Genomic DNA, 13340 nt, shown 5'->3' with positions numbered 1-13340 from the left:
AGACAGGGTGCTCTAAAGAATCAGCGCCTGCGGGGATGCGAGGGCAGGAACGCCCACCCCGGCGGTATAGGCAAGGCTTGCCTGCGCGGGCGCGACGGTGGCCGCTCCCGACACCTGAGCCCTGGCGCTCCCCGGCCCTTCGGAAAGCGCCAGGTCGAGCGACCGGGTCAGCTCGGGGCTGTCGAGGGCTTGCTTGGCGTCGTTGACGGCCTGATCGATCGACGACTTGTCGCGTCGGCTTTCCGTTTCGTCTGTTCGGTCGCGGCGGGCGAGGTCCGCGATCCTCTTCGCCAGTTGCTTCAGTTCCTCGCCGAGCGTCTTCAGATCTTCGCGCTCTTTCTTCATCCCCACGGCACGGGAGCGGTTCGCCGCCTCCTCTTCCTTGTGCTGCGCGCCGATATAGGCCTGCAGGGCGGACTTCAGCTCTTCCTGGCTCGGCTCGTCATCGCTCTTGCCCGTGGCGTTCGCGTCGCTCTCTTCTCCGGGCTCGCCGGACGGCTTCGCCCCGTTGCTTGCAGTGCCCGCTGCTTCGGTCTCTTGCGGCTCGCCGGGCTGGGCCGTGCCTTGCGCTTCGCCCGAGGCCGTCGGGCCTGCTGCGTCGTCTGAGGCCGCTGCACCTTGCGCTTGGGACATGCTGACGTCGGAGGTGCCCGATGACAGCTCGGCAGCATCCGCGCCCAGCTGGGAGGCCGCGCCCTTGAAGTCCTGCGCAAGCGCCTTGAGTTCGCGCAGCATCGCCTTGGCCTGCTTCGGCGTCGCGAATTGCAGGCGCTGCTTCAGCTCCTCGATCTTCTGCTTGATCTCGCTGGCCTTGTTGGAGCGTGAATCGTCCTTCATCTGGTCGACCGCGCGCTGCAGCTGCTGGCTGATCTCGACGGTATCCTCGATCTCCTTGACCGAGTCCTCGCTCAACGTGATGCCGCTATCGGCAAGCCGTCCCAGTGTCGCATTGGTCCGGTTCGCGAACGGGTTGGACAGGCGGTCGTTGGAGCGGGAGGGAAGCCCTGCAAGGGTCGAGGCCGTATTGAGAAGGGATAGCACCGACACTGCGACGTCCTCCGGCCCGGGATGGAGGCCGACATCATCGCCCGCACGGCACCGGACCGCCGGCACAGGGGCATGGAAGGTCTTGCAACCATCAGATGCAATGTGTATCGGCCGACACCTGTTAAAAAAGAGTTAATGGTGAACAAGACGTTAACGGCACCACACCTGCCCGGGCCCAGGCCGCGGTCCCGGCCAGGGACGTGCTCGCAGGTCTGCACTTGCGGTGGGTTCAGCCGCCCGTGTCGTCCGTCTCGGAGCGGCGGGCGACCAGCACCTTGCCGGTAAAGGAGAAGACCGTCACGCCGTCCTGATTGACGCCTTCGTTGCCGTGGATCGCGAGGCCCCATTGGGGCCTCGTGCGCATTTCGCGCTTCTCCAGCAGCGTGGAGCTGTAGGTGATCGTGTCGCCGGCGAAGACCGGGCGGATCCACTTCAGGTCGGTGAAGCCGGGAGAGGGGCCGAGGCGCGAGGGCGTGCCAAGCCTTTCGCATTCCGCCTGGATATGGGCGACCATCAGCTTCATCCACACCGAGCCGGTATGCCAGCCGGAGGCGCACAGGCGCCCGAAATGGGTCTGCGCCGCCCCCTCGTCCGACAGGTGGAAGGGCTGGGGGTCGAAGGCGCGCGCGTAGCGGATGATCTCGTCCGGCGTGAAATGATAGCTGCCGAGCTCGCGGCGCTCGCCGATGACCATATCTTCGAACCAGGTCATTGCGCGCCCTCCCGCCGTGCGAACAGGATCTTGTTGCGCTGGGTCATGACGGTGGCGCCTGTCTGGTCGATGACGGTGAACAGGAAGTCGACCATGCCGAGATCGGGGCGGGAGTTGAGGACCCGGGCGGAGATCACCTCGGCGCTGGCGGTCAGCACGTCGCCGGGGCGCACCGGGCGCATCCAGCGCACTTCATCGACGCCGGGGGAGCCCTTGCCGCTGGAATTCAGCAGCAGGTTGTCGCACAGCAGGCGCATCAGCATGGAAATCGTGTGCCAGCCGGACGCCGCCAAACCGCCGAGAAGGGAGGCCTCGCCCGCCGCCTCGTCGAGATGGAACGGCTGGGGATCGAACTCGGCCGCGAACGCGATGATCTCTTCGCGGGTGACGGTCTTGGAGCCGAGGGCAATGGTCTCGCCCGGCTCGAAGTCCTCGAAGCTTCTGAACGTGCTCATGGTATCGATCTATACGCAGCCGGAGGCTGCTGTCGAGAGCCTCCGGCCGCGCGCCGACGCTCAGTCGTAATAGATCTCGTTGTCGTCGAGATAGACGTTGCTGGCTTCGCAGATATCGATGTCGATCGGCTCGTCGAGCACCTCGCCGCCATCGGTGCCGAGCCAGCCAACCCGGAAGGTCTGTGCGCAGGAGCCGCTGTCGTCCGTGAACTCGGCGCGCGCCGACTCGTCCGGGCCGATCCTGCTGGAGAGCCAGTTGCTCGACCAGCCGCTGCCATCATTGGTGTAGAAACCGACGACGGTGTTGTCGTCCGTGTTGTTGTAGATCTGGAAGTAGCCCTCGGCACCCGTGCCGGCAAATGCGGCGGACGCGCAAAGAAGCAGCGCCGCCGAAGCGGTCGCGAGCATGCGATGGAACATGCAGTTTCCTTTTAGGACGAAACCGCCAAGACGGCGGCGGTTTCGACATTAGACTGTCTTTCGGGAAACTGCGAGTGCGATCAACAGGCTGTCGGTCAGGTGTTGAACTTGAACAGCAGCACGTCGCCGTCCTTGACCACGTATTCCTTGCCTTCGTCGCGGGCCTTGCCGGCTTCCTTCGCCGGAGCCTCGCCGCCGAGGGTGACGTAGTCGTCGAAGGCGATGGTCTGGGCGCGGATGAAGCCGCGCTCGAAGTCGCTGTGGATGACGCCGGCCGCCTGCGGGGCCTTGGTGCCCTTGCGGATCGTCCAGGCGCGCGCTTCCTTCGGACCTGCGGTGAAATAGGTGATCAGGTCGAGGAGGTCGTAGCCAGCACGGATGAGACGGTCGAGGCCCGGCTCCTCGAGACCCATGGTCTCCAGGTACTCTGCCTGTTCCGCATCGTCGAGCTGGGCGATCTCCGCCTCGATGGCGGCGGAGATCACGACGCAGGCCGCCCCTTCCGCCTCTGCCATCTCGCGCACGCGCTCGGACTGGGCGTTGCCGGTGGCCGAGCAGGACTCCTCGACATTGCAGACGTAGAGAATCGGCTTGGTGGTCAGCAGGTTGAGGCCGGCAAGGATCTTGCGCTCCTCGGGGGTGGAGACGTCGAGCAGGCGCGCGGGCTTGCCCTCGCGCAGCAGCTCCAGCGCCCCTTCCATGATCGGGATCACCGCCTTGGCGTCCTTGTCGCCGCCGGTCGCCTTCTTCTTGAGCGGCGCCAGGCGACGCTCGAGGCTCTCCATGTCGGAGATCATCAGCTCGGTCTCGACGGTCTGGGCATCGGCGATGGGGTCGATGCGGCCGTCGACATGGGTGATGTCGTCATCCTCGAAGCAACGCAGCACATGGGCGATGGCGTCGACCTCGCGGATGTTGGCGAGGAACTGATTGCCGAGGCCCTCGCCCTTGGAGGCGCCGCGTACCAGGCCGGCAATGTCGACGAAGGTGAGACGCGTGGGCACGATGCTGGCGGACTTGGCGATGCGGGCGATGTCCTTCAGGCGCGGATCCGGCACCGCCACCTCGCCGGTGTTCGGCTCGATGGTGCAGAAGGGATAGTTCGCCGCCTGAGCCGCAGCGGTCTTGGTCAACGCGTTGAACAGCGTGGACTTGCCCACATTCGGCAGGCCGACAATGCCGCACTGGAATCCCATCTCGTCTCAGTCCTTCTTTCCAAACATGCGTGCCAGCTGCTCTGCGAGCGCTCCCTTGGGCGCGCTGTCCTTGCCGCGCCGCGGCAGCGGCGGGTTCGGGTTGCGGGAGGTGCCGCCCGAGGCCGCGCCTTGCTCCTTGCGGGGCTTTTGCGCCTTTGAGGGGGCCAGAGCCAGATGCAGCCGGTTGCAGAATTCCGAATGATGCCCGCCGACCAGAAGGCCGGCTTCGGCGGCGATGGCGTCGAGCATCGGGTCGAGCCATTCGGCATCGACCTTGGCGAAATCGCCGAGGACATGCGCGGTGACGCGGTCCTTGTGCCCCGGATGCCCGATCCCCAGGCGCACGCGCGAATATTCCTTGCCCAGATGGGCGTCGATGGAGCGGATGCCGTTATGGCCGCCGCTGCCGCCCCCGACCTTGGTGCGAACCTTGCCCGGCGGCAGGTCGAGCTCGTCGTAAAGCACGATCACATCGGCGGGCGCGAGCTTATAGAAGCGGGCGGCCTCGCCGACCGACCGGCCGGACTCGTTCATGTAGGTCTGGGGTTTCATCAGCATCACCTTCTCGCCGTCGAGAAGGCCCTCGCTGATTTCCGCCTGGAAGCGGTTTCGCCAGGGGGCGAAGGAGGAATTCCGGCCGTGGATCGCGTCCACGGCCAGAAAACCGATATTGTGGCGATTGCGGGCGTATTTCTCGCCCGGATTGCCGAGACCGACGATGAGGCGCATGGGTACTCCCCGTCACTTCCCCTCGCCGGTGGTCAAGCGGGACCTCAGTCCTCGCTCTCGTCCTCGGCAGCCTCGTCCTCATCCGACGCACCGGCGCCGCCGCCAGGAGCAGCGATCGTCGCGAGGGTGAAGTCGCGATCGGTGATGGTCGGGGCGGAACCGGCGGGGATCTCCACGGCCGAAATGTGGATCGAGTCGCCGACCTTGGCCTTGGCCAGGTCGATGACGAGCGCATCCGGAATGGCGTCGGCCGGCACGGTCATCTCGACCGTGTGGCGAACCACGTTCAGCACGCCGCCTGCCTTGATGCCCGGGCACTTCTCTTCGTTGATGAAGTGGACCGGCACGTCGACGGTCAGCGTCGCGCCCTTGGACACGCGCAGGAAGTCGACATGGATCAGGTCGTCGCGAACCGGATCGAGCTGGTAGTCCTTGGCGATGACGCGGTGAGCGACGCCGTCGACCTCGATGGTGCCGAGGTTGGTCATGAAGCCGCCGCGGTGCAGGGCGATCGTGGACTCCTTGATCGGAATCGCGATCGGCAGGGCAGCTTTCTTCTCACCGTAGATCACGGCGGGGACGAGGCCTTCACGGCGAAGTGCACGAGCGGCCCCCTTGCCAACCCGGTCCCTCACCGAAGCCTTCAGCACATAGCCTTCAGCCATGGTAGTTCTCCTTGATGTTTCGTGAAAGCGGGCGGCTGCCAGTGCTCTGGCCTCAATGCCGACCCGATTGCGCCGCCTCCAGGGGTGCAGGTGCGCGCCGGTGCTATAGCGGAAGCCGCGGAAAAGGGCAAGCGCGCGACGGGTTTTCGCAAGTCCCGATGACGCTGCGGAGCTTTCTCATCTTGCATGTTTTCAGCAATGCGGATTTTCATGTCTGCGGCGCACTGGAAAGACCATGCCGACGAAAGGCTTGCCGGGGTGCGCCAGGCAAGGGCCGAGGGGGAGATCGGGGGAGCATGAGGAGCTGGTTTGCAAGGCTGACGATCGCGGGCGCTTTTGTGGTTGGGCTGACGGGGCCCAACGCCGCAGTCGGGCTTAACGTCTTCGAGACGGAACTGGGACAACTGGCAAGGACGCGGCTGGTGGAGGTCGCCCGCTCGCCCGTGGTGGTGGAGGCCGTGCGCGAGCAGAACCGGGCGACGGGGGCCTACCCCGATGCCAGGATCGCGGAACTGGACGAGAAATGGGCGGCCGAGGCTGCGGCCGAGCAGAAAGGCGGGGAGGCGGGGCCGCTGATCGCCGAGACGATGGGCCGGCCGGTGTCGCTCTACCTGCGCCAGATCCAGGAGCGGAGCCAAGGCCTGTTCACCGAAATCATCCTGATGGACGCCCGCGGTCTGAATGTCGGCATCAGCCAGACGACCTCCGACTACTGGCAGGGCGACGAGGACAAGTGGCAGAAGACCTTCCTCGCCGGGCCGAACAGTCTGCATATCGGCGCTCTGGAGGAAGACCTTTCGACCCGCACTGTGCAAAGCCAGGTGAGCCTGCCGGTCGTCGATCCGCAGACGAAAGAGGTGATCGGCGCGCTGACCTTCGGCGTCGATGTGGAAGAACTGTGAACCTGCACTCGGCGCAGGGGAAACGACCCTGCACAGATTGACAAGGCCGACCTGCTGCGGTCACCTGCCCCGGCGCCTTGCCGTCCCGCGGCGGTATGCGCCGACATATCAGCAAGATGTCCGCACGACGGACTGAACAGGACCGGAGCGGACTTCCGGCCATATGGGAGGGTGACATGAAGGCTTTGACCAAACGCGGATTCGTGAAACTGGCGGCAGCGGCCGGCATCGCCGCCGGCGTGAGCATCGCTCCGCTCGGCACGGCTTTCGCCGCCGACAAGATCACGGTCGGGGCGTTGCGCTTCACCTCGCATGCGCCGAGCTTCATCGCCTTCGAGCGCGGCTATTTCGCCGACGAGGGGCTGGAGGTGAATTTCGAGTTCTTCCAGGCGGCGCAGCCGATGGCGGTGGCCATCGCCTCCGGCGACGTCGATTTCGGCATCACTGCGATTTCCGGCGGCCTGATCAACCTGGCCGAGAAGGGCGCGATCAAGGTGGTCGGCGGCGGTCTCCAGGAAGAGCCGGGCGTCGACGGACAGATGATCCTGGTCTCCAAGGCCGCCTTCGATGCCGGCCTGACCACGCCGGCACAGCTGAAGGGCAAGAGCTTCGGCATCACCCAGACCGGCTCCTCGTTCCACTACATCGCCCACAAGATCGCCGACAAGGAAGGCTTCGCCCGCTCGGAGATCACCCTGCGGCCGCTGCAGAAGGTCGGCGCGGTGATCGGCGCGCTGAAGACCGGGCAGATCGACGCCTGGGCCATCGTCCCGCATATCGCCAAGCCGCTGGCCGCCGGGCCGGAGATCGAGTCGATCGGCATGGTCGCCGACTACATTCCGGACTATCAGGTGACGACGGTCTTCACCTCGACCGCGATGACCAAGGACAAGCCGGACCTGGTCAAGCGTTTCCTCGCGGCCTTCTCCAAGGGGGCGGCCGACTTCAACGCGGCGCTGATCGACAAGACGGCCAGCGAGGAGGAAGCCGAGGCGCTGGTGCAGCTGCTGCACAAGTATGTCTACAACGACCAGCCCTACGAGAAGGCGGCCCCCTCCATCCGCAACGGCGCGATGCGGATCAACGAGGGCGCCAAGCTCAACATGACCTCGATTGCCGACCAGCTCGACTGGTTCAAGTCGGAGAAGCTGGTGCCCGAGACGGTGACGATGGACCTTCTCGTCGATCCGAGCTTCGTCGAGACGAACTGAGCCGGAACGGGCAGGTAGCAGGCAAGGAACGCAGCCGATGGATCTCCTGCTGCGCGGGATCACGCATCGCTATGGTGCGACCGAGGTGCTGAGCGGGATCGACCTTGCGGTCAGCGAGGGCGAGATCGTGTGCATCATCGGTCCGTCCGGTTGCGGCAAGTCCACCTTGCTGCGCTTCATCGGCGGGCTGGAACGGCCGGACGAGGGAGAGGTGCTGCTCGCCGGCCCGGTTCCCGCCGGCTCGCTCAACCCGCTGACCTATGTCTTCCAGGACTTTGCGCTGCTGCCCTGGCGCAGCGTCGAGGCGAATGTCTCGCTGGTCCTGGAAGACCATCCGCTGTCCGCGGCGGAGCGCGAGGAGATCGTCGCCGACGTGCTGGAGCGCACCGGGCTGTCCGATTTCCGCAAGGCGCTGCCGCGGCAGCTCTCCGGCGGCATGAAGCAGCGCGTCGCCATCGCCCGGGCGCTCAGCGTGCGCCCGGCGGTGATGCTGATGGACGAACCGCTGTCGGCGCTGGACAGCCAGACCCGCGAACTCCTGATGGACGATCTCGTCGCCCTGTGGCAGCGCGAGCGCTTCACCGCCTGCTACGTCACCCACAATCTGGCCGAGGCCGTGCGGCTCGGCCATCGCATCGTCGTGCTGTCGCGCCGGCCGGGGCGTATCCGCACCATCGTGGAGATCGACCGGGATCTCGGCGAGCGCGAGGCGGGCGACCCGAAGCTCGACGCGGTGCAGCGCGAGCTCTGGCAGCTCCTGCGCGACGAGGCGCGCGCCGCCGACAGGGAGATCGCCCATGACGTCGCTTGACCAGGCGTCCGGCAGCGCGGCAACCGGCGACGGCGAGGCGCCGCGCGATGGCCTGCGCCCCGTTCCCTATCGCGGGGGCGGATTCCGTCCCGCGCCGATCCGGCTGATCGGCCCGCTCGTCTTCCTGGCGATCATCGCGCTGTGGGAGGCCGGTTCGCGCAGCGGCGTCATCAGCAACCTGGTGCTGCCGGCCCCCAGCGAGGCCTTCGAGGCCTTCAGCTATCTGGTCGAATCGGGGCAGCTCTGGCGGCATCTTTCCGCCTCGTTGCAGCGCCTCGTGATCGGCTGGACGCTGGGCACCGCGCTCGGCATCGCCGTCGGGCTCGCCATCGGTCTCTTCTCGCTGGCGCGGGCCGGCCTTCTGCCGCTGGTCTCGGCGCTGTTTCCGATCCCGAAGATTGCCCTCCTGCCGCTGTTCGTGATCTGGTTCGGCATCGGCGAAGGCTCGAAGGTCGCGACGATCCTCTTCGGCTCGTTCTTTCCCACCGTCATCGCCACCTATGGCGGCGTCGACAATGTCGACCGCACCCTGGTGCGCATGGGCCAGTCCTTCGGCCTGTCCTGGTGGTCCATCGTGCGCAAGATCATCCTGCCGGGCGCCATGCCGGCGATCCTGTCGGGTTGCAGGATCTCCGCCTCGATCGGCATCATCCTGCTGGTGGCGGCCGAAATGATCGGCGCCGAATACGGCGTCGGCGCCTATATCCTGATGGCCGGCAGCCTGTTCGCCACCGACCAGCTGCTGGCGGGCGTCGCGATCCTGTCTGTGCTCGGTCTGATCGTCAACTGGCTGATCGGCCGGCTCGAGCGCTGGCTGCTGGCCTGGCGCGGCTGAGGCTGCTCAGCGCGCCCCGACTTCCTCGAAGATGCCGGTACCGCCGTCCTTTTGCACATAGTGGACGTCGTAGCGGGCCGCGGGGTCCTCGCCCATGCCGAGAGAGCCGGTCGGCATGCCCGGTACCGCCAGTCCGGCAACGGCGGGGCGCTCCGACAGCAGGCGCTGCACGGACGAGAGCGGCACGTGGCCTTCCAGGAAATAGCCGTCGATCATCGCGGTGTGGCAGCCTTCCATGTCGGCGGGCACGCCGGCCTTTGCCTTGATCGGGGCAAGGTCCTCGCGATTCTCGATGCGCACCGTGTAGCCGGCGGCTTTCATCGCCTCGCTCCATGCCTCGCAGCAGCCGCACCATGGCGACTTCCACACGGTCATGTCCTTTTCGCCTGCCAGGGCCGGATAGGCGGCCATCAGCGAACCGAGAACGAGGAGTGTGCTTGCAAGACGCGCTTTCACGGGAAGTCTCCTGACCTTGCGTTGAAACGTCCCGAGTGTGGCCCTTCCAGCAGGGGGAAGGTCAAACGAAAATGCCCGGAGCAGGGCTCCGGGCATTCGAGAGATCTTCGGCTGTTTCGTTGCCGTCAGCCGAACAGGCTGGACACCGACTGCTCGAGCGCGGTGCGCGAGATCGCCTCGCCCATGAGCGGGGCGATGGAGATGGTGCGGATGTTCGGCGCGGCGAGGACTGCTGCGGTCGGCTCGATGGAATTGGTGATGACCAGTTCCTTGAGCTTGGACGAGGACACGCGGGCAACCGCACCGCCGGACAGCACGCCGTGGGTGATGTAGGCGGTGACCGACTTGGCGCCCTGTGCGAGCAGCGCCTCGGCGGCGTTGCACAAGGTACCGCCGGAATCGACGATGTCGTCGACCAGAATGCAGTCGCGGCCCGACGGGTCGCCGATGATGTTCATGACTTCCGACTCGCCAGGCTTGTCGCGGCGCTTGTCGACGATCGCCAGCGGCGCATCGATGCGCTTGGCAAGCGCACGGGCGCGCACCACGCCGCCGACATCCGGGGAGACGACCATGACGTTGTCCGTCGAGTAGCGCTCCTTGATGTCGCGGGTCATCACCGGAGCGGCAAACAGGTTGTCGGTCGGGATGTCGAAGAAGCCCTGGATCTGGCCGGCATGCAGGTCCAGCGTCAGCACGCGGTGGGCTCCGGCATGTGTGATCAGGTTGGCAACCAGCTTGGCCGAAATTGGCGTGCGGCCGGATGCGCGGCGATCCTGACGGGCGTAGCCGAAATACGGCACGACCGCAGTGATGCGCTTGGCGGAGGAGCGGCGCAGAGCGTCGATGACGATCAGCAGCTCCATCAGGTGGTCATTGGCGGGAAAGCTGGTCGACTGCAGGACGAAAACGTCCTCGCCGCGCACGTTTTCCTGCAGTTCGACGAAAATCTCCTGGTCGGCGAAACGGCGCACCTGACACTTTGCCAGGGGCGCCCCGAGATAGGACGAGATTTCCTCTGCAAGCGCGCGATTGGAATTGCCCGCGACGATCTTCATGGCCCGCAAGTCCTTTCTTGGGTCCGCCGCCGCACGGGGAACGCAGCGCCGGCACGACAGGGTCACACGGTGGTCTGTCTGGTCTTCTTTCGTGGCCTAGGTCGAAGCGCGGCAGGCCAGACCGGAGTCCGGCATTGGCGAGCCTTCCTCCTACAGGCGGCGGCGTTTTAACAACGCCTCCCGCCTTGCACAACCGGCCAGTGCACCTGTCGGCTATTTTTCCTTGATTTGGGCGTTCGGCGCGCTCAACGGCGCAGCCAGGCGGCCAGTTCTGCGATGGAACGGCGGGCAGCCCGGTTCAGCGCCTCATCGTCGATGCCCGACCACGGATCGCCGGAGGAACCGGGAGCCGATTCCTGACCGACGATGCGGGTGAGCCGGTTGCCGCCGGCATCGACGACGTCGAACACATAGAAGAGCGTCGTCTGCGACTGGTCGCCGGAGGCGGACAGATAGCCGTTGATGCGGTAGGTCGCGGGAGCCCCGACGCGGCGGACGAGGCGAAGATTCTGGTTGCGCGCCTCGGCGCCGATCTGGCGCGAAAGGGCGTCGGCGATGTTGCCGGGAGCGCCGGTGAAGGGCTCGAAGGCGAATGTCGCCTGGTCGGCCGGGACGCTGGGCACGGGCGTTGCCGAGGCCTGTGTCCGCGTATCGGAGACATAGGCGGGGGGAACGGGATTGCCGGCGCAGGCGGCCAGCAGGAGCGCGAGTGCCGGCGCGGCGGCACGCAGAACGGTTTTTCTGGTGAAATGGAACGCGTTCATCTGGCCTTGCTGGTCCCCGTGTCCGTCATCGGTCCTTGCCAGGCCGCGGATCGAACGCGCCTCTTGGCGTCCGCGGCACCGGTTTCAGGTTTCTTCGTTTAGCCCGCCTTGACCGGCAGGTCGAGGGGGAGCTTGGAAAGACACTCCGCGCGCCCCTCATGCGTCAGGTAGGTCTGGCCGAGCGACATGGCTGCGCCGCTGTCCGAATCCATCAGGATCATATGCGTGAAGATGACCATGCCGGGCACGATCCTCGCCGGATTCGCACGATAGGCCATCGGCCAGTCCATCCAGCTGGGCGCGAACCGTGCGCCCAGCGAATAGCCGCAGGCATTGAGCCGGTGAGCGCCTTCCCCGCGCGCGTCGATCTCGCGGGCATGGGCCTCGAAGACCTCGCCGAAGGTGCGGCCCGGAACGAGGCACTCCTCGACCGCGGCAAGCGCGGCACGGGCAGCCTCGTAGAGAGCCACATGCCGGCCGGTCGGTTCGCCGACGATGACCGTGCGCATGGCGGCAACATGGTAGCGGCGGAAGGCGCCGGCCCATTCCAGCGTCAGCTGGTCGTTGCGGTCCAGCACCCGGCGGCCGGTCTGGTAGCGGCACAGCAGGGCCTCGGGGCCGGAGCCGATGATGAACTCGTTGCCCGGATAGTCGCCGTCGCCGGCAAAGACCGCGCCCTGCATGGCGGCGAGGATCTCGCCCTCGCGCGCACCCTCCTTGATCAGCGGCAGCGCGGCCTCATAGGCGGCATCGGTCAGGCCTGCCGCACGGCGAACATAGGCGATCTCGGCCGGCGACTTTACTGCCCGCAGGCGCTGGACGACCATGGAGGCGTCCTCCAGGCGCGCGAAGTCGGACATCAGCGTCGCGATGTCGATGGCGATGCGTCCGGTCATGCCGTGTGTGTCGTATTCGACGCCGATGCGCGCGCCGCCAAGGCCCAGTTCCCCAAGCAGGTCGCGCAGCTGCAGCACCGGAGAAGCGCCGTCGCGATCCTCCCACACGCGGATATCGTCCAGGACCGAGGTGATCTGCGCCTGTCGAAGGTCGGCCGAACGGGTGAGCAGGACGATGGCTCCGTCGCGGGTCACGACCATCGACTGGAAGAAGCAGAAGCCGAACGTGTCGTAGCCGGTCAGCCAGAACATGCTCTCCTGGGCAAAGAGCAGCATGGCGTCATGGCCGGTCTCAGTCATGCGGGCGCGAAGGGCGTCCAGCCGGGAGGCATACTCCTCCCGCGTGAAGGCGAGCGACATGGATCAGCTTCCCGACAGGGTGATGGCGGAGACGAGGCGGCCGTAATCCGGCTCGCCGCGATGGGTGGCGCGGCGGTAGGAGAAGAACAGGTCCTCCTGCGCATAGGTGCAGCGGTTGAGATTGGCGGCGATTGCTACACCTGCCGCCTGCAGCCGCGCCAGGATGTAGGTCGGCAGGTCGAACATCGCGTGGCCGGCGTTTTCCGAGGGAGAGAAGAAGCGCTGGTTGGCGGTGTCCGCCTCGAGAAAGCGGGTGACGAATTCCTCGCCGACTTCGTAATTCTCCTTCGAGATCGTCGGGCCGAGCACGGCGACGACCCGCTCGTTGCGTGCTCCCAGCTGCTGCATGGCGGCAAGCGTTGCCTCGAGGACGCCGGTAAACGCACCGCGCCAGCCGGCATGGGCCGCGCCGATGACGCGGGCCTGCGGATCGGCGAAAAGCACCGGGCCGCAATCGGCGGTGGAGATGGCGAGGGCGATGCCGGGCCGGTCGGTCACCAGCGCATCGCCGCGCGGCTGGGCATCCGGCTCCCACGGGGCATCAACCACGATCGCATCCGGAGAATGGTGCTGGTAGGGCGACAGCAGCGCCCCTGGAGCCACGCCCATCAGGCTGGCGACGCGGGTGCGGTTTTCCAGGACGGCGGCGCGCTCGTCGCGCGAGCCGAGGCCGATGTTGAGCGAGGCGTAGATGCCGCCGGAGACGCCGCCCTGCCGGGTGAAGAAGCCGTGCGAGATACCGGGGAGGCCGGCAAGATCCGGGGAGGTGAGCATGGGGCCTGTCAGCCTGTTTCGTGGCGGGAGTAAGTTTGCCGGGATGGTG

Annotated in this window: 16 protein-coding genes; 4 read left to right on the top strand and 12 right to left on the bottom strand. The window is 66.4% G+C overall.

The window, feature by feature from the left end; genetic code table 11:
• Window positions 1-12: 12 nt before the first annotated feature.
• The 7 genes from ACVJ6E_RS12520 to ACVJ6E_RS12490 all read right to left on the bottom strand — a co-directional run bounded on the left by ACVJ6E_RS12520 (window position 13) and on the right by ACVJ6E_RS12490 (window position 5224).
• Window positions 13-912, bottom strand: coding sequence for a hypothetical protein (locus tag ACVJ6E_RS12520; RefSeq protein ID WP_147421799.1), 900 nt, complete (start codon window positions 910-912; stop codon window positions 13-15).
• A 364-nt stretch (window positions 913-1276) separates the two neighbouring features.
• Entirely contained in the window at window positions 1277-1759 is a 483-nt protein-coding gene (locus ACVJ6E_RS12515; RefSeq protein ID WP_120267011.1) for a MaoC family dehydratase, read from the bottom strand.
• Complete coding sequence (locus ACVJ6E_RS12510) at window positions 1756-2214, bottom strand: MaoC family dehydratase (RefSeq protein ID WP_120267012.1); 459 nt, start codon at window positions 2212-2214, stop codon at window positions 1756-1758. The genes ACVJ6E_RS12515 and ACVJ6E_RS12510 overlap by 4 nt, the downstream gene beginning before the upstream one ends.
• Before the next feature lie 60 nt (window positions 2215-2274).
• Window positions 2275-2634 (bottom strand): hypothetical protein, encoded by a 360-nt coding sequence (locus tag ACVJ6E_RS12505; protein ID WP_120267013.1) that lies wholly within the window; start codon window positions 2632-2634, stop codon window positions 2275-2277.
• 95 nt (window positions 2635-2729) lie between these two features.
• Window positions 2730-3830, bottom strand: coding sequence for a redox-regulated ATPase YchF (gene ychF, locus ACVJ6E_RS12500; RefSeq protein WP_097173740.1), 1101 nt, complete (start codon window positions 3828-3830; stop codon window positions 2730-2732).
• A gap of 6 nt (window positions 3831-3836) precedes the next feature.
• The gene (gene pth, locus ACVJ6E_RS12495) at window positions 3837-4559 is read right to left on the bottom strand and encodes an aminoacyl-tRNA hydrolase (protein WP_120267014.1); all 723 of its coding nucleotides are present in this window, start codon (window positions 4557-4559) and stop codon (window positions 3837-3839) included.
• A gap of 44 nt (window positions 4560-4603) precedes the next feature.
• A complete protein-coding gene (locus ACVJ6E_RS12490) occupies window positions 4604-5224 on the bottom strand; it encodes a 50S ribosomal protein L25/general stress protein Ctc (RefSeq protein ID WP_120267015.1) in 621 nt (206 codons plus the stop codon).
• A 296-nt stretch (window positions 5225-5520) separates the two neighbouring features.
• Here ACVJ6E_RS12490 and ACVJ6E_RS12485 point away from each other — a divergent pair, with 296 nt between their 5' ends.
• The 4 genes from ACVJ6E_RS12485 to ACVJ6E_RS12470 all read left to right on the top strand — a co-directional run bounded on the left by ACVJ6E_RS12485 (window position 5521) and on the right by ACVJ6E_RS12470 (window position 8983).
• Window positions 5521-6126, top strand: coding sequence for a hypothetical protein (locus ACVJ6E_RS12485; protein ID WP_147421800.1), 606 nt, complete (start codon window positions 5521-5523; stop codon window positions 6124-6126).
• Window positions 6127-6302: 176 nt separating this feature from the next.
• Entirely contained in the window at window positions 6303-7337 is a 1035-nt protein-coding gene (locus ACVJ6E_RS12480; protein ID WP_120267017.1) for an ABC transporter substrate-binding protein, read from the top strand.
• A gap of 37 nt (window positions 7338-7374) precedes the next feature.
• Window positions 7375-8148 carry an ABC transporter ATP-binding protein gene (locus tag ACVJ6E_RS12475; RefSeq protein WP_120267018.1) on the top strand — a complete coding sequence of 258 codons (774 nt, stop codon included), beginning with the start codon at window positions 7375-7377 and terminating at the stop codon, window positions 8146-8148.
• Entirely contained in the window at window positions 8135-8983 is an 849-nt protein-coding gene (locus ACVJ6E_RS12470) for an ABC transporter permease (protein WP_120267019.1), read from the top strand. The genes ACVJ6E_RS12475 and ACVJ6E_RS12470 overlap by 14 nt, the downstream gene beginning before the upstream one ends.
• A 6-nt stretch (window positions 8984-8989) precedes the next feature.
• Here ACVJ6E_RS12470 and ACVJ6E_RS12465 read toward each other — a convergent pair whose 3' ends face one another.
• The 5 genes from ACVJ6E_RS12465 to pgeF form a co-directional block, all read right to left on the bottom strand.
• Window positions 8990-9394: a DUF411 domain-containing protein gene (locus tag ACVJ6E_RS12465; protein ID WP_120268264.1), complete on the bottom strand. Its 405-nt coding sequence runs from the start codon at window positions 9392-9394 to the stop codon at window positions 8990-8992.
• Between the two features lie 170 nt (window positions 9395-9564).
• The gene (locus ACVJ6E_RS12460) at window positions 9565-10497 is read right to left on the bottom strand and encodes a ribose-phosphate pyrophosphokinase (protein WP_120267020.1); all 933 of its coding nucleotides are present in this window, start codon (window positions 10495-10497) and stop codon (window positions 9565-9567) included.
• 245 nt (window positions 10498-10742) lie between these two features.
• Window positions 10743-11261: a hypothetical protein gene (locus tag ACVJ6E_RS12455; RefSeq protein WP_208996591.1), complete on the bottom strand. Its 519-nt coding sequence runs from the start codon at window positions 11259-11261 to the stop codon at window positions 10743-10745.
• Window positions 11262-11359: 98 nt separating this feature from the next.
• Window positions 11360-12517, bottom strand: coding sequence for a M24 family metallopeptidase (locus ACVJ6E_RS12450; protein WP_120267021.1), 1158 nt, complete (start codon window positions 12515-12517; stop codon window positions 11360-11362).
• 3 nt (window positions 12518-12520) lie between these two features.
• Window positions 12521-13291, bottom strand: a complete 771-nt coding sequence (gene pgeF / locus ACVJ6E_RS12445) for a peptidoglycan editing factor PgeF (protein WP_120267022.1) — start codon at window positions 13289-13291, stop codon at window positions 12521-12523.
• Between the last annotated feature and the right edge of the window lie 49 nt (window positions 13292-13340).

Source organism: Stappia sp. G46H5W, from assembly GCF_058448995.1.
Note: the sequence above shows the minus strand (reverse complement) of the source record. Positions and strands in the feature narration are given on the sequence as shown.